Annotated in this window: 23 protein-coding genes; 12 read left to right on the top strand and 11 right to left on the bottom strand. The window is 63.9% G+C overall.

Annotation, left to right across the window (positions count from 1 at the left end; all coding sequences use genetic code 11):
- Positions 1-4: 4 nt before the first annotated feature.
- Together AC56LV_RS16390 and AC56LV_RS16385 are read right to left on the bottom strand one after the other, a co-directional pair.
- Positions 5-400, bottom strand: a complete 396-nt coding sequence (locus AC56LV_RS16390; protein WP_499559144.1) for a response regulator — start codon at positions 398-400, stop codon at positions 5-7.
- Positions 401-538: 138 nt separating this feature from the next.
- On the bottom strand, positions 539-691 hold the full coding sequence (locus tag AC56LV_RS16385) for a rubredoxin (protein WP_036170087.1): 153 nt from the start codon (positions 689-691) through the stop codon (positions 539-541).
- A 98-nt stretch (positions 692-789) separates the two neighbouring features.
- On the opposite strand from AC56LV_RS16385, the gene thiD reads away from it, so the two are divergent.
- Positions 790-1,599 carry a bifunctional hydroxymethylpyrimidine kinase/phosphomethylpyrimidine kinase gene (gene thiD / locus AC56LV_RS16380; RefSeq protein ID WP_499559142.1) on the top strand — a complete coding sequence of 270 codons (810 nt, stop codon included), beginning with the start codon at positions 790-792 and terminating at the stop codon, positions 1,597-1,599.
- Positions 1,600-1,649: 50 nt separating this feature from the next.
- Positions 1,650-2,948 carry a glutamate-1-semialdehyde 2,1-aminomutase gene (gene hemL / locus AC56LV_RS16375; RefSeq protein WP_499559140.1) on the top strand — a complete coding sequence of 433 codons (1,299 nt, stop codon included), beginning with the start codon at positions 1,650-1,652 and terminating at the stop codon, positions 2,946-2,948.
- Positions 2,949-2,966: 18 nt separating this feature from the next.
- Here hemL and corA read toward each other — a convergent pair whose 3' ends face one another.
- The 4 genes from corA to AC56LV_RS16355 form a co-directional block, all read right to left on the bottom strand.
- A complete protein-coding gene (gene corA, locus AC56LV_RS16370; RefSeq protein ID WP_183556314.1) occupies positions 2,967-3,932 on the bottom strand; it encodes a magnesium/cobalt transporter CorA in 966 nt (321 codons plus the stop codon).
- A gap of 96 nt (positions 3,933-4,028) precedes the next feature.
- Positions 4,029-4,799, bottom strand: a complete 771-nt coding sequence (gene mtgA / locus AC56LV_RS16365; protein ID WP_499559138.1) for a monofunctional biosynthetic peptidoglycan transglycosylase — start codon at positions 4,797-4,799, stop codon at positions 4,029-4,031.
- Between the two features lie 12 nt (positions 4,800-4,811).
- On the bottom strand, positions 4,812-5,627 hold the full coding sequence (gene aroE, locus AC56LV_RS16360; RefSeq protein WP_499559136.1) for a shikimate dehydrogenase: 816 nt from the start codon (positions 5,625-5,627) through the stop codon (positions 4,812-4,814).
- Complete coding sequence (locus tag AC56LV_RS16355; protein ID WP_499559134.1) at positions 5,624-6,508, bottom strand: energy transducer TonB; 885 nt, start codon at positions 6,506-6,508, stop codon at positions 5,624-5,626. Before AC56LV_RS16355 ends, aroE begins: the two co-directional genes overlap by 4 nt.
- Before the next feature lie 362 nt (positions 6,509-6,870).
- Here AC56LV_RS16355 and AC56LV_RS16350 point away from each other — a divergent pair, with 362 nt between their 5' ends.
- Together AC56LV_RS16350 and AC56LV_RS16345 are read left to right on the top strand one after the other, a co-directional pair.
- On the top strand, positions 6,871-7,344 hold the full coding sequence (locus tag AC56LV_RS16350; RefSeq protein ID WP_499559132.1) for a hypothetical protein: 474 nt from the start codon (positions 6,871-6,873) through the stop codon (positions 7,342-7,344).
- Complete coding sequence (locus AC56LV_RS16345; RefSeq protein WP_499559130.1) at positions 7,341-7,550, top strand: hypothetical protein; 210 nt, start codon at positions 7,341-7,343, stop codon at positions 7,548-7,550. Before AC56LV_RS16350 ends, AC56LV_RS16345 begins: the two co-directional genes overlap by 4 nt.
- A 106-nt stretch (positions 7,551-7,656) precedes the next feature.
- On the opposite strand, the gene AC56LV_RS16340 is transcribed toward AC56LV_RS16345, so the two are convergent.
- From AC56LV_RS16340 to mpl, 4 genes are read right to left on the bottom strand one after another with little or no spacing between them, the layout of a single operon-like run.
- Positions 7,657-9,729 carry a ribonuclease catalytic domain-containing protein gene (locus AC56LV_RS16340; protein ID WP_499559128.1) on the bottom strand — a complete coding sequence of 691 codons (2,073 nt, stop codon included), beginning with the start codon at positions 9,727-9,729 and terminating at the stop codon, positions 7,657-7,659.
- 2 nt (positions 9,730-9,731) lie between these two features.
- A complete protein-coding gene (locus AC56LV_RS16335; protein ID WP_499559126.1) occupies positions 9,732-10,319 on the bottom strand; it encodes a chorismate--pyruvate lyase family protein in 588 nt (195 codons plus the stop codon).
- The gene (locus AC56LV_RS16330) at positions 10,316-10,921 is read right to left on the bottom strand and encodes a YqiA/YcfP family alpha/beta fold hydrolase (RefSeq protein ID WP_499559124.1); all 606 of its coding nucleotides are present in this window, start codon (positions 10,919-10,921) and stop codon (positions 10,316-10,318) included. The genes AC56LV_RS16335 and AC56LV_RS16330 overlap by 4 nt, the downstream gene beginning before the upstream one ends.
- Positions 10,918-12,294 carry a UDP-N-acetylmuramate:L-alanyl-gamma-D-glutamyl-meso-diaminopimelate ligase gene (gene mpl, locus AC56LV_RS16325; RefSeq protein WP_499559122.1) on the bottom strand — a complete coding sequence of 459 codons (1,377 nt, stop codon included), beginning with the start codon at positions 12,292-12,294 and terminating at the stop codon, positions 10,918-10,920. Before mpl ends, AC56LV_RS16330 begins: the two co-directional genes overlap by 4 nt.
- Before the next feature lie 89 nt (positions 12,295-12,383).
- Between mpl and AC56LV_RS16320 the strand changes: the two genes are divergently transcribed.
- From AC56LV_RS16320 to AC56LV_RS16285, 8 genes are all read left to right on the top strand, one after another.
- Positions 12,384-13,016 carry a hypothetical protein gene (locus AC56LV_RS16320; RefSeq protein ID WP_183556306.1) on the top strand — a complete coding sequence of 211 codons (633 nt, stop codon included), beginning with the start codon at positions 12,384-12,386 and terminating at the stop codon, positions 13,014-13,016.
- Complete coding sequence (locus tag AC56LV_RS16315; RefSeq protein ID WP_332532266.1) at positions 13,013-13,579, top strand: TlpA family protein disulfide reductase; 567 nt, start codon at positions 13,013-13,015, stop codon at positions 13,577-13,579. The genes AC56LV_RS16320 and AC56LV_RS16315 overlap by 4 nt, the downstream gene beginning before the upstream one ends.
- Positions 13,580-13,722: 143 nt before the next feature.
- Positions 13,723-14,154 carry a type II 3-dehydroquinate dehydratase gene (aroQ, locus tag AC56LV_RS16310; protein ID WP_183556304.1) on the top strand — a complete coding sequence of 144 codons (432 nt, stop codon included), beginning with the start codon at positions 13,723-13,725 and terminating at the stop codon, positions 14,152-14,154.
- 94 nt (positions 14,155-14,248) lie between these two features.
- Positions 14,249-14,707 carry an acetyl-CoA carboxylase biotin carboxyl carrier protein gene (accB, locus tag AC56LV_RS16305; protein WP_499559120.1) on the top strand — a complete coding sequence of 153 codons (459 nt, stop codon included), beginning with the start codon at positions 14,249-14,251 and terminating at the stop codon, positions 14,705-14,707.
- 103 nt (positions 14,708-14,810) lie between these two features.
- Entirely contained in the window at positions 14,811-16,211 is a 1,401-nt protein-coding gene (gene accC / locus AC56LV_RS16300; RefSeq protein ID WP_258835657.1) for an acetyl-CoA carboxylase biotin carboxylase subunit, read from the top strand.
- Positions 16,208-17,161 (top strand): 50S ribosomal protein L11 methyltransferase, encoded by a 954-nt coding sequence (gene prmA, locus AC56LV_RS16295; protein WP_499559118.1) that lies wholly within the window; start codon positions 16,208-16,210, stop codon positions 17,159-17,161. The genes accC and prmA overlap by 4 nt, the downstream gene beginning before the upstream one ends.
- Positions 17,162-17,165: 4 nt before the next feature.
- A complete protein-coding gene (locus AC56LV_RS16290) occupies positions 17,166-18,257 on the top strand; it encodes a DUF3426 domain-containing protein (protein WP_499559116.1) in 1,092 nt (363 codons plus the stop codon).
- 10 nt (positions 18,258-18,267) lie between these two features.
- Positions 18,268-19,209: a carbohydrate kinase family protein gene (locus AC56LV_RS16285; RefSeq protein WP_499559114.1), complete on the top strand. Its 942-nt coding sequence runs from the start codon at positions 18,268-18,270 to the stop codon at positions 19,207-19,209.
- A 100-nt stretch (positions 19,210-19,309) separates the two neighbouring features.
- Here AC56LV_RS16285 and AC56LV_RS16280 read toward each other — a convergent pair whose 3' ends face one another.
- Positions 19,310-19,840: a YggT family protein gene (locus AC56LV_RS16280; RefSeq protein WP_499559112.1), complete on the bottom strand. Its 531-nt coding sequence runs from the start codon at positions 19,838-19,840 to the stop codon at positions 19,310-19,312.
- Between the last annotated feature and the right edge of the window lie 50 nt (positions 19,841-19,890).

The following is a 19,890-nucleotide window of genomic DNA, read 5'->3' as shown; positions in this document are numbered from 1 at the left end:
ACCGTCAGTCTGCCGCCGGCGCATGCTCGCGCACGGCCGCCAGCAGGCTGTCTTTGGTAAAGGGTTTGGTCAGGTAGGCGCTGGCGCCGACCATCGCGCCGCGCGCGCGGTCGAACAGGCCGTCCTTGGACGAGAGCATCAGCACCGGGGTCGCGTGAAACCGCACGCTCTTCTTGATCAGCGCGCAGGTCTGGTAGCCATCGAGACGCGGCATCAGGATGTCGCAAAACACGAGCGCTGGATGGTGGTCGTTGATCTTGGCGAGCGCGTCGAAGCCATCGTCGGCCAGCACCACGTGATAACCCGCCTGGGTCAGAAAAATCTCTGCTGACCGGCGGATCGTGCTGCTGTCATCGATCACCATGATGGTCAGGCTTGATGATTGCGGCGATGTCGTCATGGTCGTTTCACTTCGGCTTGAAGCGTCACGATAGCACAACGAATCTTTCTTGTGCGCAAAGTGTTGCAGGGAGTCAACTACTCCTTTGCGATGGCATCAGGGGATTGCAAATATGCCATGCAAGCACGACAACAGGTGTTATATCGCTGTCATTTCAAAGTCGTCCTTGCGTGCACCGCACTCGGGACAGGTCCAGTTCATCGGTACGTCGGCCCAACGGGTGCCCGGCGCAATGCCGTCCTCCGGTGCGCCGGCAGCTTCATCGTATACCCAGCCGCAGATCAGGCACATCCAGGTCAGGAACGGGGCGGTGGATTCAGTACTCACGGTGTTGATCCTTGTATCTAGTAAAATGTGGAATCAGAATCCGGCATCTTAATCTACCCGTCGTGCAAAACCAACCGTTACCCCTCATCCTGAGTTTTGGCGTCTGCGATCCCGTCGGCGCGCTGGGCGTGCAATCGGACGTCGCCGCCTTTGCCGCCCTCGGGTGCCACGGGCTATCGGCCATTGCGGGTTTGCTCGTGTGCGACAGCGCCCGCGTCGAGCACATGTATGAGCTCGACAGCGACTGGATGGCCGAACAGGCGCGCGCGCTGCTCGAAGACATGCCGATCGCTGCCTTCAAGGTCGGCGCCGTCGGCACTGCGATGCACCTGGCCGCCATTGCCGAGATCGTGTCCGACTACCCGGACGCGCCGCTGATCCTCGACCCATTCCTGTCGGCCCTGCCCGACGCCGGCATGGGCGACGAAGAAATGCTGATGGCCCTGCGTTCCATTCTGGCGCCGCAAGCCACCGCCCTGATCCTGTCGCAGGCCGAACTGGGCCGCATGGCCGAGCTGTGGCGCGACGGCGGCGATGCCGATCCCGGCAACCTCGACGAAGACGTGGCCGAACTGACCTCGTCCGGCCTGCAGTACGTGCTCGTCACGGGCACGCGCGACACGGCCGGCGCCTGCTCGAACCGCCTGTTCGACACCAGCGGCGAAGTCGCGCGGGTCGACTGGCAGCACCTGCCCGGCCCGTTTCTGGGCGCCGGCAATACCTATTCGGCCGCGTTCACCGCCCTGATGGCGCGCGGCATGGATGCGCCGACGGCGCTGGCCGTGGCACAGGAATACACCACCGGCGCGCTCGAGAACGCACAACGCTTCGGCATGGGCAAATTCATTCCCGCCAAATTCTTCCGTCCCTGAGTTTCAAGCGCGCCGCGCGGGACGGTCTTTCCTCTTCTTGAAACGTCAACATGACCACTGAACAAGCCACCTCGCGCAACGATACCCTGTTCGCCCGCGCCCAACTGACCACACCCGGCGGCGTCAATTCGCCCGTGCGCGCCTTCCGCTCGGTCGGCGGTACCCCGCGCTTCATCACGCGCGCCCTCGGCCCGCACTTCTGGGACGCCGACGGCAAGCGCTATATCGACTACATCGGCTCGTGGGGCCCGGCCATCCTCGGCCACGCCCGTCCTGAGGTGGTGTCGGCCGTGCAGGCCGCCGCCGCCAATGGCCTGTCGTTCGGCGCGCCGACCGAAGGCGAAATCGAGATCGCCGAAGAAATCTGCCGCCTGCTGCCATCGATCGAGCAGGTGCGCCTGGTCTCGTCCGGCACCGAAGCGACGATGAGCGCGCTGCGCCTGGCGCGCGGCGCCACGGGCCGCGACAAGATCGTCAAGTTCGAAGGCTGCTACCACGGCCATGCCGATTCGCTGCTGGTCAAAGCCGGCAGCGGCCTGCTCACCTTCGGCAATCCGACCTCGGCCGGCGTGCCGGAAGACTTCGTCAAGCACACGCTCGTGCTCGACTACAACGACGTGGCGCAACTGGAAGACGCGTTCGCGACGATGGGCGACGAGATCGCCTGCGTGATCGTCGAGCCAGTGGCCGGCAACATGAACCTGATCCGCGCCACGCCTGCATTCCTGCAGAGCATGCGCGACCTGTGCACGAAGCACGGCGCCGTGCTGATCTTCGACGAAGTGATGTGCGGCTTCCGCGTCGGCCTGCAGGGCGCACAGGGCATGTACGGCATCCAGCCCGACCTGACCGCGCTGGGCAAGGTCATCGGCGGCGGCATGCCGGTGGCAGCCTTTGGCGGGCGCGCCGAGCTGATGCAGAAGATGGCGCCGATCGGCCCGGTGTACCAGGCCGGCACGCTGTCGGGCAATCCGGTGGCGGTGGCGGCGGGCATGACGACGCTCAAGCTGATCCAGGAAGCCGGGTTCTACGAGCGCCTGAGCGCCACGGCAAACCGCCTCGTGGCCGGCTTGAGCGAGGCGGCGCGCGAAGCAGGCATCGACTTCTGCGGCGACGCCGTGGGCGGCATGTTCGGCATGTACTTCTCGAAGGAAGTCCCGGGCAGCTACAGCGAAATGATGGCCGGCGACAAGGAGCGCTTCAACCGCTTCTTCCACGGCATGCTGGACGAAGGCGTGTACTTTGCACCGGCGATGTTCGAGGCGGGCTTCGTGTCGATCCAGCATGACGACGCGGCGATCGATGAGACCATTGAAGCGGCGCGACGCGTGTTCAAGCGGATCGGGTGACCCGCAGGGCTGGCTGGCTTATTTCAGCCAGCCACGCCTTCTGAAATACCACAGCGGTGCCACGCCGCAGCCAATCATCAACGCAATGGCGAACGGATAACCGAAGCGCCATTGCAGCTCGGGCAGCACGGCGAAGTTCATGCCGTAGACGCTGGCGATGAGGGTCGGCGGCAGGAACGCGACCGAGGCCACCGAGAAGATCTTGATGATCTTGTTCTGGTTGATGTTGATGAAGCCGACGGTGGCGTCCATCAGGAAGTTCACCTTGTCGAACAGGAACGAGGTGTGGCCGTCGAGCGACTCGATGTCGCGCAGGATCTGGCGCGCCTCTTCGAACTGGTCCGAGTTCAGCAGGCGCCCGCGCATCAGGAAGCTGACTGCGCGGCGCGTGTCCATCATGTTGCGGCGAATGCGGCCGTTCAAGTCTTCCTCGTGCGCGATCGCGTTCAGCGCCGCGGCCGCGTCCTGGTCGGTAAATTCCTTTTGCAGCACGCGGGTCGAGACTTCTTCGAGACTTTCGTAGATGCCCTCGAGCGAGTCGGCCGAATACTCGGCGTCGGTCGCGTACAGGTCGAGCAGCACGTCCATATAGTCTTCGATCGAGCCGGGCCGTGAACGGGCGCGCATGCGCACCAGGCGGAACACCGGCAAGTCGTCGTTGTGCACCGAGAACAGGATTTTGCCCGAAAGGATGAACGCCACCGTGATCACGCGCGACGGCCCGTCTTCTTCTTCGAGCAGGAAGTCGGTGCGCAGGTGCAGGTCGCCATTTTCGGCTTCGTAGTAACGCGCCGACGCTTCGATGTCCTGGACTTCGTCTTCGCCCGGCAGGATCACGTTGTACTTGGCCTTGACCCAGACGCGCTCTTCCTCGCTCGGGTCGGTCAGGTCGACCCAGACCGGCGCCACGCTCTCGAGTTCCTCGCGGGATTCGATCGTGACCTGGTTCAGGCGGCCGTTCTGTAGGACGAATACATTGATCATGCGGTGGGTCTCGCTATTCTTGGCCGGTCGACAAAAGTAGCGCAAGTGTAACCGTTTGCCCGCCGCGGAGCCAACTCCAGCGCCATAAACGCGCGTTTACGGCCGCTCATCCGCACGTGGCACGTCGGCCGACGGGATCCGGCGCTGGATCGTGCTGGTGCGGCGCTCCAGGTAGCGGGTCGAGCGGTTCTTGTCGTAGAAGCGCGGATTGGGCAGCATCACGGCCAGCCGTGCGGCCTGCGCCGTGCTCAGTTTGGCGGCGGACGTCTTGAAGTAGTAGCGCGCCGCCGCTTCGGCGCCGAACACGCCGCGCCCGAACTCGGCCACATTCAGGTAGATTTCCAGGATGCGCTGCTTGCTCATCACGGCTTCGAGCATGAACGCGATAATCGTTTCCTGGCCCTTGCGCAGATAGCTGCGCGAGCCGGACAGGAACAGGTTCTTGGCCAGTTGCTGGGTGATGGTCGAGCCGCCCCCCACCAGCTTGCCCCGGCGCTCATTGCGCTCGTAGGTGCGCTCGATGGCTTTCAGGTCCACGCCGTAGTGCTCGTTGAAATTGGCGTCCTCGGACGCCACCACCGCACGCTTCAGATTGTATGAAATCCGCTCGTACGGCACCCATTCGTGCTTGAGCGTCGCGTTGGGATTGGTCTCGCGCAGCACCGACAATTGCGCGCGCATGAAGCTGGTCGAGCCCGGATCGACCTGCGAATACCAGCACACCATCAGGAAGAAATACAGCTGGACCAGCAGCACGATCAGCAGCGGCCCCAGAAAGAGCCACTTGATCCAGCGCCGCTTGGCTGGCGCCTTCGATGATCCCTTCGCTGAACCTTTCGATGCTCCCTTAGTGCGCGATGTAGCCACGGGTTACCCCTGTTATTGTGATTGACGCATCGATGCCAGCACGTGCGCCGTGCCCGGCCGCTTGCCCCGCCACAGCGCGAACGCTTCGGCGGCCTGCTCCACCAGCATGCCCAGGCCGTCGCGCACGGCGGCGCCATGGCCGGCAGCAAACGCCATGAACACGGTTGGCTTGTTTCCGTACATCATATCCAACGCGAGCGTGTCCGGGCCGAATACGGTTGCCGGCACCGGCGGCACGGCGGCGTCCAGGCTGGCCGACGTCGCATTGATGATCACGTCGAACGGGCCGTCGACATCGGCGAAGCCGCTGACCGCCAGGCGCGCCGCATGGTCGGCAAATTCCGCCACCAGCGCCTCGGCGGTGGCCAGCGTGCGGTTGGCAATCACGATCTGGCGCGGACCGGCGTCCAGCAACGGCAGCAGCGCGCCGCGCGCGGCGCCACCGGCGCCCAGCAGCAGCACCCGCTTGCCGTACAGCGACACGCCCGCATTGCGCACGATGTCGGCCACGAGGCCCACGCCGTCGGTGTTGTCGCCGACGATCTCGCCGCCATCGAACACCAGCGTATTGACGGCGCCGGCCGCCTGCGCGCGCGGGGTCAACCGCGTGGCCAGGCGCGCGGCGTCGAGCTTGAATGGCACGGTGACGTTGGCGCCCTTGTAGCCTTCGCCGACCAGGCGCGCCACCGTGGCGGTAAAGCCATCGACGGGCGCCAGGCACTGTTCATACTGGAGATCTTCGCCCAGCTCTGCGGCATATTGCGCGTGGATCCGTGGCGACTTGCTGTGGGCAATCGGGTTGCCGATAACGCAATAACGGTCGGTCATGGCGATGCATTCCCCAGGGTTGCGCGCAGACTGTCTTCGCGGGTGAACCGGAAGCGCGTAAATACTTCCCACAAATCGTCCTTGCCCTTGGTGCGCATATTGGCCGGGAACGCGCCGTACGGCGCCGAGCGGCGCACGATGTCCAGCGCCGCCTTGTCGAGCGCAGGATTGCCCGAGCTGCGCTCGACCTTCGGGCCGCCATCCTTCAGGTACAGCGTGCCGTCCTGATAGACGGGGATGTACACCACCAGCTCGCCATACAGCTTCTTGCCGGCCTGCTGCGGGAAGTTCAGCGTGCCGACTTCCTCGATCCGCTTCTGCATCGCCTTGTAGTACAGCGCGTACCCGGCCTCGCGCGTGCTCGGCGTGATCTTCGTGCGCTTCGGGCGGCGGTTTTCTTCTTCGATGCGTTCGAAGATTTCAGCGGCGCTGCGCGAGATGGCGCGCGACGTGTCGAGGTTGTCCTCGCCCGTGCGCGACGGATCCGGCTTTTCACGCTCGGTGACCGGTGGCGCGGTGAAACTCGACGTGCGGGCGCGCGTGACGACGTTCTGCTGGATCTGCTCGAGCGCGGCGATGCGGCGCTGAAGTGCCTTGATGCTGTCGCCATCCTCGACCTTGCGCAGGTCGGGCAGCGGCGACTTGGCGCGGCCCGCTTCGGCAGCGCCGCCACCGTCCAGGTTCGCCTGGGCCAGTGCATCGGCCTTGGCCGGCGCGCGGTCATGCTTGGCGTTGACCAGAATGACCTCGAGGCCCGGGTCGGCCGGGGTCTGGCGAAATGTTTCAGGCGCAGCAAAGCGCACCGCCAGCAGCGCCGCGTGGGCTGCCACCGATACGGCCAGGGCAATGATCAGGGGACGGTTGTGTAGGAGAGACTTCACGCGCTGCGGGTGAGAATTGAATCGGAGAATTGATTCATTCTAACCTGAGGCGAACCCATAGGGGGAGGTGGAATTGGCGTGCGGGATAACGTGGTGTGTTCGGCAATAGTAGCCGAAGGGTTGAATGGTCTTGCCAATCCTTCAATGTCCACTTGATCTCAGGCACCTGCGACCCTGACTCGTGACAAGCCTACAGCGCCATACAGGGTGAATAATCGTCGGTCTTATCCAACTCACACCGGAGAGCCACATGGCGAACGATGCATACCTCAGGATCAAAGGCGTCGCCCAAGATCCCTCGGCCGACAAGCACGGCAATCAAATCCTGTTGCAGAATTGCGCAGCCAACAAGGAGTGCTGAAATGGGCCGTGCCACCAATAGCGCGATCCAGGCGAACGCCAACAAACCTCAGCCCGTACCCTACGACGGCGATGTCATGGTTCATAACGTCATCAGACCGTCGGACTTCAAGCACTGCTGTGCTGTCGTCGTCACGGGCACCTCTGCCAACTTCTGCGGTCACGCCCTGTTGCATACGGGCGGAGGCCTGTACTTCCACATAGCGGGATTCAACAACAAACCGAAGATCATGACGCAGAACGGCTACCTGCGCTATTTGAAGGAGAACGGCAAAAGGGAGATTCGACGCTGGGTGGTGTCCATCCCCGACCCTGCAGGTGCACACAGGAAGCTGGAAGAGCTGCTCGCAAAGCGATGGTTATGGCTGATGCTTCCTCAAAACTGCGCGTCATTTGTCGAGGAAGTTGTACGGGCTGGAGGCAGCAAAGCGGGCCAATATTTCAATTGCCCATCAATAGAACCATTCAAACCATGAAAGCCATTCTCAGTACCTTGAAATACTTGCTGATCGCAATTGGCTCGACCCTGTCAGTTGCGGTACTCGTCTGGCTGGCGATCTTCCTCTTCGCTCAGACTATCAGCATTGACAAGGCGTTCGCGCTGATCTTCTACCCGTCCGTCGTTGCGGGTGTCATTACGCCGTTGGCGTGGTGGCTACGAGCGCGCAGGCTGGAAGTCTGAGCAGCGGGCGACCTGCAAAATCCCGCACTCAGTCTCCTTGCCAACGGCCCACAGAGCCTGCGGCTTCAGATGACGTCCATGCCTTCGGCTTCTTTTGCCAAATCGATTATGGTGCCGAAGTACTGGACGGTGTCGCTGACGACGCTGGTTCCGTCACGTCAGCCGTTTCCACCACGGCAACCGCGCCTTCCGCTTCCACCGCTTCGGCCGCTGCCGCTTCGCCAGTGTCGGTATCGGCTTCGGCGTCCTCTTCATCCCCGATGGTCGCATCCGGCGTGCTGCTGGCCACTTCCAGCAAACGCGCCTCGAGGTTCAGCTCGATCTCGTCCCAGCGGACGATGTCGAGCTTGACCTGCGCGCCGCGCGCCACCTGCGACATGCCCGGCAAACGCACCACCAGCGGCACGTCGGTCAGGCGCACGAGTTCGTCCTTGAGCACGACGGCGTCGACCATCTTGACGCCCTCCTGCCCCAGCCAGCGCAGGCACCAATAGCGCTCCATGTTCTGCTGGAACTCGTTGTAAGCCGCGTACGCCGCGTCGAAGCTCGACACGATCGAGAACAGCGTCGCATCGCGGTGCTTGAACGGCGCGACCAGCGGCGCGGTGACGCCGTTTTCGGCCGCCGCGATGATCTGCCACTGGTTGACCAGGTCGGTGTAGCGGCGCAGCGGCGACGTGCTCCATGCGTACTGGTCCACGCCCAGGCCCTGGTGCGGCGCGGCGTGCGTGACCATGCGCACCTGCATCTTGGCGGCCCAGCCGCCGGCGCCCGGCCCTTGCGAGCGGTAGATGCCCGGCACGCCCGAGTCGTGCAGCAGCTTGCCCCAGGTGCTGTTGGCAAAGATCATCAGCTCGGCGACGATCTTGTCCAGCGGCGCGCCACGCTTGCGGCGCACGATCGAGACCACGTCGTCTTCGACGTAGAAATTGAAGTCCATGCGGTTGGCCTGCTCGGGCTTGAGGCCAAAGGCTTCGCGCTTTGCCATGCGGCCGGCTTCGAGCTGCAAGGCCCACTGCCACAACTGGCCCAGTTCTTCCTTGTGCGGATACTCGCCCTCGCCGCTGGCCAGTGTTTCTTCATTGACCAGGTCGTCCAGGTCGTTGTGGCGCAGATTGCTCTTGATCGGCACCAGCTCGGCGCGCGTCGTCGTCGAGATGACGCTCCAGTCTTCGGGATTGAGCACGGCGTACAGCGACAGCGCCGGGCAATCGTTGCCCTCGGCCAGCGTGAACGCGTTGACCACCTCGTCCGGCAGCATCGTGATCTTGTCGCCCGGCATGTACACGGTCGACATGCGCGCGCGGGCGATCTTGTCGATTGCATCGTCCGGACGCACGGCCAGGCCCGGCGCGGCGATGTGGATGCCCACGCGCACGGTGCCATCGTCCAGCTTGACGACGGAGAACGCATCGTCGATCTCGGTCGTGGTCACGTCGTCGATCGAGAATGCGGCGACGTCGGCGCGCGGCAGGTCGGTCGGCGCTTTCGGTACATCCACCGGCGCAAAGCCGGCGCCGCGCGGGAAGTTCTCGAACAGGAAGCGGCCCATGTGCAGGTCTTTGGGCGAGGCCAGGCCGCCGACGTCCAGCATCAGGCGCGCTGGGTTGGTCTGCAGTTCGTTGGCCGCAGCCTCGAACGCCTTGTATTCGATCGTGTTCTTGTCCGGCTTGAACAGCAGCTGGTGTACGAGCGGCTGCATCGATTCGGGCAGCTTGCCGGCCTTCAGCTCATCGACATAGCCGGCCTGGATGATCGCCTGCTGTTTTTTCTTTTCGATACCGGCCAGCGCGGCCTTGAGCGAAGCTTCCGGCGCGGCCTTGTAGCGGCCACGGCCCTTCTTGTAGAAATAGATCGGCGAGCCGTGCAGCGTCAGTACGAGGCCGGCCGCTTCGTGCGGCAGCGGTGCGTGGCCGAAGTATTCGGCGCCCAGCTCGGCAAAGCCGAATTCTTCTTCGCCCGCGACTTCCCACAGGAACTCGAGGTCGACGTCGGCCGCCACGGCCCTGGCCGCGTCCATCAGCTCTTGCGGGCCGGGCTTTTCAAATTGCAGCAGCACGTCGCGCGTCTTCACCTTGGTGCGCTTGCCGCTGGCCAGTTCGACCTGGTATGCCTCGCCGGCTTGCGACAGGATGGCGCCGACCTTGAAGTCGCCCGATTCCTCAAAAAATACATTCATGATTATTCTGTGTTGTTCGTGGTTGCGCCCGCTCCCAGGCTGAGCACCGCCGGCAAGAATACCTCGGTGACCAGGAGCAGGCCTTGACGGCGGCGATAGACGCAGCGCCGCGCATGGTAAATCGGCTGTTGGGCGCCCGCGCCGCCAATGGCCGCGTGCGCACGGCGCACGAGCGGATGGTCGGCGCCCAGGCGCGCAAATTCAAGTGATCCGCGCCGCACGAGCGGATCGTAAAACAGGGTCGAACCGAGCGAACGTTCGCCCAGCGCCGAAAACAGCGGCCAGTCGCTCGCGTCGGCATCGGGCGGCACGACCGTATGGGCAAAGACCACCGGCGTGCCGTCGCAGACGAGCAGCACTTCGCGTTCCCACACCCGTTGTGGCCGTGCCAGGCCAATCGCCGCCGCTTCGTCGGCCAGGCACACGGCGCTGTACTGGTGCAGGCGGCGCACGCGAAACGCGTCGCTGCTGGCGACCAGGCGCGCGGTCAGCGAGCCGGGCGTGATGAGCCAGTCGTGCATTGGTGCAGAAGCACGCACGGCGCGCGCATGCGGCTGCCAGGCGGCCAGGCGCAGCGAACGGTTCCTCACCGCGTTCCGTCCCCGACTGCATCCATCCCGCAGAACGCCAGCACCTCGTCGACATACATCGGAAACTCCGACACCGCATGGTCGCTGCCGTAGATCACGTGCTGGCGCGCGCCGGCGTAGTGGGCCACCATGTCGCGGTAGTCGAGCACTTCGTCGCCCGTGGCGGCCAGCAGAAAATAGCGCTCGGGCTGCGTGATGGCCGCGACGCGCAGTGCCTTGAGTTCATCGATGTATTCGGCGCGAAACTCGAACGGCTCGTCCGAATGCCAGTTGGTCGTCACGCCCACGTGGTGTTCGAGGTTGCGGGTCGGGTCGACCGACGGATTGATGACGACGGCCGGCACGTCAAGGCGCTCGGCCAGCGCGCACGCATAGAAGCCGCCAAGCGACGAGCCGACGATCGCGAGATTGCCCGGTGCGTGCTGCGCGGCCAGGTCCAGCGCCAGCGCGAACGCGGCCTTCGGGGACGCCGGCAATTGCGGGCAGATCAGGCGGTCGAGCAAGCCGCGCTCTTCGAGCGCCGCCTGCACGACGCGCGCCTTCATCGATTTGGGCGACGAGCGAAAGCCGTGCAAGTAAAGAAGATACGGCGCCGACGTCATGGGGCCAGCGCGTCCAGCAGCTTCTGGTGCACGCCGCCGAAGCCGCCATTGCTCATGACCAGGATATGGTCGCCCGGCTGCGCCTGCTGCACGATGGCCTGCACCATATAGTCGATCTGGTCAAAGCTGTGCGCAATCGTCCCCATCGGCTTGAACGCATCGGCCAGCGACCAGCCCAGCGCCTGCTGGCTGCCGAAGCCGAACACCAGGTCGGCATCCTTCAGGCTGCCCGGCAGCGCATCCTTCATCGCGCCCAGCTTCATCGTGTTCGAGCGCGGCTCGAGCACGGCCAGAATACGGCCGGAACCTTGCGCGCCCAGCTTCTGACGCAGGCCGCCGACCGTGGTGGCAATCGCCGTCGGATGGTGCGCGAAGTCGTCGTAGACAGTGATGTTATTGACCACGCCGCGCACTTCCATGCGGCGCTTGACGTTCTCGAAACGGGCCAGCGATTCGATGGCCTGCGCGACCGGCACGCCGACGTGGCGCGCGGCGGCAATCGCGGCCAGCGCGTTCGAGCGGTTGTGCTTGCCGGTCAGGTCCCAGTGCACGGTGCCTTGCGGCGCGCCCTTGAAGATGACGTCGAAGCTGGCGCCGCCCGGATGCTCGACCATCGTCCAGTCGACACCGTCGGCGCCGCCGAAGCTTTCCTTCTCGCTCCAGCAACCGCGCTTCAGTACGCGACCGATCGATGCTTCGTCGCCATTGACGACCAGGCGGCCCACGCCCGGCACGGTGCGCACCAGGTGGTGGAACTGGGTTTCGATGGCGCCGATGTCCGGGAAGATGTCGGCGTGGTCGTATTCCAGGTTGTTCAGCACGGCCGTCTTGGCGTGGTAGTGCACGAACTTGCTGCGCTTGTCGAAGAACGCCGTGTCGTATTCATCGGCTTCGATAACGAAGAAGTCCGATGGCTTGTCGCCATGCAGGCGCGCCGAGACGCCGAAGTTCATCGGCACGCCGCCGATCAGGAAGCCCGGCGCATACCCGGCATCTTCCAGGATCCAGGCCAGCATCGATGTGGTCGTCGTCTTGCCGTGCGTACCGGCCACGGCCAGCACCCATTTTTCGCGCAGGATATGCTCGCCGATCCACTGCGGCCCCGACACATACGGCAAGCCGCGGTTCAGGATTTCTTCGATCAGTGGATTGCCGCGCGTCATCACATTGCCGACCACATACAGATCGGGATTCAGCGCCACCTGCTCAGGGCCATAGCCCTGGATCAGCTCGATCCCCTGGGCTTGCAACTGCGTGCTCATCGGTGGATAGACGTTGGCGTCGCAACCGGTCACGCGGTGACCGGCTTCCTTGGCCAGGACCGCCAGGCCACCCATGAAGGTGCCGCAAATACCGAGAATATGAATGTGCATGGGAAGGTGCGCGGGTGCGATGTAAATGGACGAAACCGGGATTCTACCCGAGGCGCTGCCAAATTAAGGTTCAGAGTATGATCTCGATCATGATGCCGAACTTGAACAACGATCTTATTCAATTGCGCGCAGAGATCGCCCTCGTGGCTGCGCGCATGGTTGCCCAGGATGGCGCCGACATCGATACCGCGCGCCGCAAGGCGGCCCGCCAGGTGCTCGGCGTGAACCAGCCTGTTCCCAATATGATGCCCGACGACATCCAGGTCGAAGACGAAGTGCGCAAGTACCTGGCGCTGTTCGGCGGCCCGGACCACAGCGAGCGCCTGGCGCAATTGCGCGCCACGGCGCTGCAGGTGATGGAGGCGCTGGCCGACTTCAATCCGTACATCACGGGGCCGGTGCTGCAAGGCACGGCCGGTGAGCACGACGATATCCATCTGCAATTGTTCGCCGACAGCGCGAAAGAAGTGCAGATCTATCTGCTGAATCGCAATGTTAATATCGAGATCTCGGAAACCCCGCATTTCAAGGGGGGGCGCCATGCGCCCGTCGAGACCGTCAGTTTCCCGTGGATGAAGGAAACTGTGCATGCGCAATTGTTTGAATACCAAGACCTGCGCGGCGCGCTCAAGCCGCGCGCGGATGGCCGCCCGCAACGTCTCGACGCTGCCGGCCTGCGCGCGCTGATCGCTGCCGACTCAACACTGGAACAGAACGAATGAACAAGAAACACCTGGCCACCTACGTGGCAGTGGCCGCGCTGTTTGGCGTGATGGGCGCCGTCGTCGCGCTCTATAAAAAGGCGCCGGCACCGGCCTCCCCCCAGATCAGTACGGCTGCCGGCGCCGGCGCAGTGACCAATGCCGTCACCAATCTGTATGCGCAGTCGCTCAACAACCTGGCGGGTGAACCGCAGCCGTTGGCCCAGTGGAAGGGCAAGCCCCTCCTGGTGAATTTCTGGGCGACATGGTGCGGCCCATGCGTGCAGGAAATGCCGGAGCTGTCGCACCTGGCGGGTGAAGACAAGGGCAAGCATTTCAATGTGATCGGGATCGGCATCGATTCGCCGACCAATATGAGCGAATTTGCCGCCAAGCACCAGATTGCTTATCCACTCTACGTGGCGGGCATGGGCGGGACCGAGCTGTCGAAGGAATTGGGCAACACGATGGGCGGCTTGCCGTACACTGTGCTGATCGGCGCCGACGGGCAGGTGCTCAAGACGTATATTGGCAAGCTCAAGTTCGACGAATTGCGCGCCGACCTGGCCAAATTGAAGGGTTGAACGGGCGTTGATCGTGCATTTAACGAACGACCGTACGATTTGCAATTGCGGCCAATTTCGGCTAATCACCAGCAATTTTACCGCTTGCCAACAGCCGAGCTAGGCGGCACAATGCCTGACTTTCGGGCTACCAGACTCTCATTATGGCGAAAAAGCTACTGCTTCTCAACGGCCCCAACCTCAATTTATTGGGGACGCGCGAGCCTGCGGTGTACGGCACGACCACCTTGGCCGACATCGAGAACGCAGCAGTTGCACAAGCCACGAACGCCGGCGCAGCACTGGAGCATTTCCAGAGCAACCATGAGGGCGCCCTGATCGATCGCATCCACGCCGCACGCACCGAAGGCGTGGATTTTATCGTGATCAATCCTGGTGGCTTGACCCATACCAGCGTAGCACTGCGCGATGCGTTCGCGTCGGTGGCCATTCCATTCGTCGAGGTGCACGTGTCGAACGTGCATGCCCGCGAATCGTTCCGGCAGCATTCCTATCTCTCCGGCATCGCGCGTGGCGTGATCTGCGGACTGGGGCCGGACGGATACAGGTTTGCCATCGACTTCGCACTTAAATAGCGTTAATCTACGTCAACTTCATGTATCAGCGGCTGCGCGGCCTGTTGGACGCGCCGGCCTGCTCTCTAAAACGAATAATTCCAAGGGGTTTCACATGGATCTACGAAAACTCAAGACCTTGATCGACCTGGTCGCTGAATCGGACATCGCCGAACTCGAAGTGACCGAAGGCGAAAGCAAGGTCCGCATCGTCAAGTCGTCCGCTGTTGGCCAGGGCCAGATGATGATGATGCCGCAACAAGGCGTGCAACAATTCGCGGCGCCAGCCCCGGCCGCGGCGCCTGTCGCTGCAGCACCGGTCGTGGCCGCCGAGCCAACCGGCCACGTCGTCAAGTCGCCGATGGTGGGTACCTTCTACCGTTCGTCCGCACCGGGCGCTGCCGCGTTCGTCGAAGTGGGTGCGAACATCAAGGAAGGCGAAACGCTGTGCATCATCGAAGCGATGAAGCTCCTGAATGAAATCGACGCCGATGTCTCGGGCGTTGTCACCAAGATCCTCGTGGAAAACGGCCAGCCGGTCGAATTCGGCCAGCCGCTGTTCGTGATTGGCTAAAGCCTCAAGCTGGGCGGCAGTCCTGCCACCAGCTCACCCATGACGTGTCCGGCGCCGCTTGTCTTTCAGCTGCGCCGGTTTTCACTGAACCACCGGACCAACCATGTTTGAAAAAATCCTCATCGCCAACCGTGGTGAAATCGCGCTACGTATCCAGCGCGCCTGCCGCGAGCTGGGCATCAAGACGGTCGTCGTGCACTCCGAGGCCGACAAGGACGCCAAGTACGTGAAACTGGCGGACGAGTCGGTCTGCATCGGCCCGGCGCAGTCGAGCCTCAGCTATCTGAACATGCCCGCGATCATCAGCGCGGCCGAAGTGACCGACGCCGAAGCGATCCACCCGGGCTACGGCTTCCTGTCCGAAAACGCCGACTTCGCCGAGCGCGTCGAGAAATCGGGCTTCGTCTTCATCGGCCCGCGTTCCGAATCGATCCGCCTGATGGGCGACAAGGTCTCGGCCAAGCAGGCCATGATCCGCGCCGGCGTGCCGTGCGTGCCAGGCTCGGACGGCGCCCTGCCGGACGACCCGAAAGAAATCGTGCAGACGGCGCGCCGCGTCGGCTACCCGGTGATCATCAAGGCTGCCGGCGGCGGCGGCGGACGCGGCATGCGCGTGGTGCACACCGAAGCGGCCCTGATCAACGCTGTGGCGATGACCAAGACCGAAGCCGGCGCCGCCTTCGGCAATCCGGAAGTCTATATGGAAAAGTATCTGGAAAATCCGCGTCACGTGGAAATCCAGATCTTGGCCGACGAACACAAAAACGCCGTCTGGCTCGGCGAGCGCGATTGCTCGATGCAGCGCCGCCACCAGAAGGTCATCGAAGAAGCGCCGGCGCCGGGCATCCCGCGCAAGCTGATCGAAAAGATCGGTGACCGCTGCGCCGAAGCCTGCCGCAAGATCGGCTACCGCGGCGCCGGCACCTTCGAATTCCTGTACGAAAATGGCGAGTTCTACTTCATCGAAATGAACACGCGTATCCAGGTCGAGCATCCGGTGACCGAGATGATCACCGGGATCGACATCGTCCAGGAACAGATCCGCATCGCCTGCGGCGAAAAGCTGCGCTTCCGCCAGCGCGACATCATGCTGTCGGGTCACTCGATCGAGTGCCGCATCAATGCCGAAGACCCGTTCAAGTTCACGCCGTCGCCGGGCCGCATCACCAGTTGGCATCCGCCGGGTGGCCCTGGCATCCGCGTCGACTCGCACTCGTACGCCGGCTACTACGTGCCGCCGCACTACGACTCGATGATCGGCAAGGTCATCGCGTATGGCGCCACGCGCGAGCAGGCGATTCGCCGCATGCAGATCGCGCTGTCTGAAATGGTGGTCGAGGGTATCCTGACCAATATTCCGCTGCACCGCGAACTGATGGTCGACGCCCGCTTCATCGAAGGCGGCACCAACATCCACTACCTGGAGCAGAAACTGGCCGCCAAGCCCGACCTGCCGAAGGAAACGGCGCTGTCCGCCAAATCCGAAGTCAAGGTGAACGAATGAGCTGGACTGAAGTCGTCATCGAACTGGCGCGCGAACACGCCGAAGCGCTGTCGGACGCCCTGATGGAAGCCGGCGCGCTGTCGGTGTCGGTGGAAGACGCCGACGAAGGCACCGAGGACGAAAAACCACTGTTCGGCGAGCCGGGCATGGAGCCGACCGAAGCGGCCTGGGACCACAGCCGCGTCGTCGCTTTGACCGAGCTTGAGGCCGACCAGCTGGCGATCGTCACCGAGGCCGCGCAAGCGATCCGGCTGCCCGTCGTGCCGGCGTTCACCACCCGCAAGGTGGAAGACGCCGACTGGGTGCGCCTGACGCAGTCGCAGTTCGAGCCGATCCACATCGGCACCAATATCTGGGTCGTGCCGAGCTGGCACGTGGCGCCGGACCCGAACGGCCTGATTCTCGAGCTGGACCCGGGCCTGGCCTTCGGCACCGGCAGCCATCCGACGACGCGCCTGTGCATGGAGTGGCTCGAAGCCCATCCTGCGCCGGGCAAGTCGGTGCTGGACTACGGCTGCGGCTCGGGCATCCTGGCGATGGTGGCCAAGAAGCTGGGGTCGCAGGACGTGGCCGGTGTCGACATCGATCCGCAAGCGATCGAATCGGCACGCGCCAACGCCGAGCGCAACAACGTCGAAATCGACTTTTACCTGCCTGACACGTTTGCCGCTTCCGGCAATGCGCGCCATGCCGGCGGCAAGTTCGACATCGTCGTGGCCAACATCCTGTCGAGCCCATTGAAGCTGATGGCGCCAATGCTGGCCGGCCGCGTGGCCGATGGTGGCTCACTCGTGCTGTCGGGCGTGCTGGCACGCCAGGCCGACGAAGTGGCTGCAGCCTACGCGCCATTCATCAAGCTGGGCGTCTGGGCCGAGCAGGATGGCTGGGTTGCCCTGCACGGCACGCTGGGCCAGGACACACCGCCGGCGCGCACTGCTACTACCGGCTAAAGGCATGGCGCTCGCCACACAATGCCCCCACTGCGGCACGCAGTTCCGCGTCGCCGCGGACCAGCTCAAGCTGCGTGGGGGCATCGTGCGTTGTGGCGCATGCCAGCAGATTTTTGACGGGAACAGCGCGCTGATCGATCTGGCGGCTGGGCCGGCGCCGGTTGTTGCGGCGCCTGCTGATGCAACGCCTGAAGTTCCCTCCCCTGCTCCCGTCGACGAGACGCCGGTCGAGACGCTCGCACCGGTCAGCGAGCCGGTAAGCGAGCAGATAAGCGAGCCGGTCGCGCAGCAGGAGCCAGAACCAGAACCGGTGCCGACGCCGGCATCAACGCCCGAACCGGACATCCTCCCCGCCCCCGAGCCAAGCCGCGAACACACGGCAGACTCGATCGGCCCGCCGACCCTGCTGCTGCGCGAATCGTCGGGCGGCTCGCCGCCGATCGCATCCAGCGTGCCTGCCTCGCCGCGCAACCGCGCCGCCGAAGCACGCGCACGCCGCGTCAAGGCCGCACCGCCGCGCATCGACGAGGCGCCCAAACCATCACCGCCACCGCCCAAGCCGAAGCCGGACATCGATGAACCCGAGTTCGTGCGCAGCACACGCCAGCGCGAAGCTTCCAGCAAGACGCGGCGCATCGTGCTGGCCGTCGGCAGCGTGCTGCTGCTGATTGCGCTGGTCGTGCAGGCAGCGGTGAGCTTTCGTGACGTGCTGGCGGCGCGCCATCCGGGCCTGCGTCCGGCGCTGGTGTCGACCTGCGCCCTGTTCGGCTGCAGCGTCAACCTGCCGGCGCGACCGGAGCAACTGGTGATCGAGACCGGTGAACTCATCACGCTGGGCGGCAACGCCTATACCTTCAGCACCGTGCTGCGCAACCAGGGCGACATGGCGCTGGCCTGGCCCAGCCTCGAACTGACGCTGAACGACCTTGACGACAAGCCGCTGGTACGCCGCGTGTTCGGCCCGCGCGATTATGCCGGCGCGGCCGCTGCCGCACCCACCGGGTTCGCCGCACGCGGCGAGCAGCAGGTGCGCATCCATTTCAGGCTGGAGGGCGCAGAGCCGTCCGGCTACCACATCGCAGTGTTCTATCCATGAAAGCCACACCATGACCAAAACCGCCCTGATCTGCGGCTCGCTCGCGTTCGACAAAATCATGCAGTACCACGGCCGTTTCGGCGACACGCTGCTGGCCGACCAGCTGCACCGCGTGAACGTGTCGTTCCTGGTGCCGACGCTGCGCACCGAATACGGCGGCTGCGCGGCCAATATCGCCTACAACCTCAAGCAGCTGGGCGGCGAGCCGTTGATGATGGGTACCCTGGGCCAGGACGGCGGCGACTACCTCAAGCGCATGCAGGAACAAGGGCTCGAGACGCGCGGCATCCGCACGATCCCCGAGGCCTACACCGCGCAGTGTTTCGTGACGGCCGACCAGGACAACAACCAGATCAACGCCTTCCACCCGGGCGCGATGGAATACTCGAACCAGAACAACGTGGCCGACCAGGGCCCGATCCGCGTGGCGATCATCTCGCCCGACGGCCGCGACGGCATGATCAAGCACGCGCGCGACTGCGCCGAACAGAAGGTGCCGTTCATGTTCGACCCGGGCCAGCAACTGCCGATGTTCTCGGGCGAAGAACTGATCACGTTCATCGGCCAGGCCAGCTACCTCGCGTGCAATGACTACGAATTCGAGATGGTCATGGACCGCACGGGCCTGAGCCATGCCGACATCGCGGCGCGCCTGGATGCCTTGATCATCACGCGCGGCGAAGCCGGTTCGGACATCTACGCGAACGGCGAACACATCAAGATTCCAGCCGTGACGGCCACCAACGTGGTCGACCCGACCGGCTGCGGCGACGCCTACCGCGCAGGCCTGCTGTTCGGCATCACCAATGACCTGGACTGGGCCACGAGCGGGCGCATCGCCAGCCTGCTGGGCGCGATCAAGATCGCCTCGGCCGGTGGCCAGAACCACCACTTCACGCCGCAGGAATTCGACGCGCAGTTCGAGCAGGCGTTCGGCAGCAAGTTCCGCTAAAACGAAGGCACCGCGTAATACAAAAAAAGGCCTCTGCATGCAGAGGCCTTTTGTCATCGCCGTTGAACGCGTGGGCGGGAAACCCGCCCACCCTACCGATCTACACGTAGCCGAACACCTGCCGCAGCACGAACAGCAGGATCTGGATCAGCACGAGCGCCACCAGCACCGACAGGTCCATGCCGCCGATCGGCTTGACGACGCGCCGGATCGGGCGCAGCAACGGCTGATTGAGCGCGTGCACGAACGGCGCCAGCGGCGCATTGGGATTGACCCAGCTGAAGACCGCTTCGATGATCAACAGCGCCATGAAGCCGTACAGGATCCACGTCAAGAAGCGGTGCAGCGCGTACAGCAGCATCGTCTCGCCGCTGGCGCCGGCCAGCAGCAGCACCGTACTGGCCACCAGGACCACCAGGAAGGCGCCGATGAGGCTTGCCCAGTCGTAGCCGCGGGTACCGGGCACCACGCGCCGCAGCGGCATCACCAGCCAGTCGGTGATGGTGTGGACGAACTGGCGAATCTGGTCGGGAAGACGCACGCGGATGGCATTCGTCCAGAAGCGCAGCAACAGCACCCCGCCCAGCAGGCCTGCAACGATATCGACGATAAACTGAAGAATGGACAGCACGGACTCTCCTCAAAAAAAAACCGCTGTGCGAAGGATCACACAGCGGCATT

The organism is Telluria sp. RB2R28 (assembly GCF_059685835.1).
Note: the sequence above shows the minus strand (reverse complement) of the source record. Positions and strands in the feature narration are given on the sequence as shown.

What these genes read in the sequence shown, in the direction of transcription:
- AC56LV_RS16390 (WP_499559144.1), bottom strand. Translation starts at nt 400, where the DNA reads ATGACGACATCGCCGCAATCATCAAGCCTGACCATCATGGTGATCGAT.
- AC56LV_RS16385 (WP_036170087.1), bottom strand. Translation starts at nt 691, where the DNA reads ATGTGCCTGATCTGCGGCTGGGTATACGATGAAGCTGCCGGCGCACCG.
- hemL (WP_499559140.1), top strand. Translation starts at nt 1,650, where the DNA reads ATGACCACTGAACAAGCCACCTCGCGCAACGATACCCTGTTCGCCCGC.
- corA (WP_183556314.1), bottom strand. Translation starts at nt 3,932, where the DNA reads ATGATCAATGTATTCGTCCTACAGAACGGCCGCCTGAACCAGGTCACG.
- aroE (WP_499559136.1), bottom strand. Translation starts at nt 5,627, where the DNA reads ATGACCGACCGTTATTGCGTTATCGGCAACCCGATTGCCCACAGCAAG.
- AC56LV_RS16350 (WP_499559132.1), top strand. Translation starts at nt 6,871, where the DNA reads ATGGGCCGTGCCACCAATAGCGCGATCCAGGCGAACGCCAACAAACCT.
- AC56LV_RS16345 (WP_499559130.1), top strand. Translation starts at nt 7,341, where the DNA reads ATGAAAGCCATTCTCAGTACCTTGAAATACTTGCTGATCGCAATTGGC.
- AC56LV_RS16340 (WP_499559128.1), bottom strand. Translation starts at nt 9,729, where the DNA reads ATGAATGTATTTTTTGAGGAATCGGGCGACTTCAAGGTCGGCGCCATC.
- AC56LV_RS16330 (WP_499559124.1), bottom strand. Translation starts at nt 10,921, where the DNA reads ATGACGTCGGCGCCGTATCTTCTTTACTTGCACGGCTTTCGCTCGTCG.
- mpl (WP_499559122.1), bottom strand. Translation starts at nt 12,294, where the DNA reads ATGCACATTCATATTCTCGGTATTTGCGGCACCTTCATGGGTGGCCTG.
- AC56LV_RS16320 (WP_183556306.1), top strand. Translation starts at nt 12,384, where the DNA reads ATGATGCCGAACTTGAACAACGATCTTATTCAATTGCGCGCAGAGATC.
- AC56LV_RS16315 (WP_332532266.1), top strand. Translation starts at nt 13,013, where the DNA reads ATGAACAAGAAACACCTGGCCACCTACGTGGCAGTGGCCGCGCTGTTT.
- aroQ (WP_183556304.1), top strand. Translation starts at nt 13,723, where the DNA reads ATGGCGAAAAAGCTACTGCTTCTCAACGGCCCCAACCTCAATTTATTG.
- accB (WP_499559120.1), top strand. Translation starts at nt 14,249, where the DNA reads ATGGATCTACGAAAACTCAAGACCTTGATCGACCTGGTCGCTGAATCG.
- accC (WP_258835657.1), top strand. Translation starts at nt 14,811, where the DNA reads ATGTTTGAAAAAATCCTCATCGCCAACCGTGGTGAAATCGCGCTACGT.
- prmA (WP_499559118.1), top strand. Translation starts at nt 16,208, where the DNA reads ATGAGCTGGACTGAAGTCGTCATCGAACTGGCGCGCGAACACGCCGAA.
- AC56LV_RS16290 (WP_499559116.1), top strand. Translation starts at nt 17,166, where the DNA reads ATGGCGCTCGCCACACAATGCCCCCACTGCGGCACGCAGTTCCGCGTC.
- AC56LV_RS16285 (WP_499559114.1), top strand. Translation starts at nt 18,268, where the DNA reads ATGACCAAAACCGCCCTGATCTGCGGCTCGCTCGCGTTCGACAAAATC.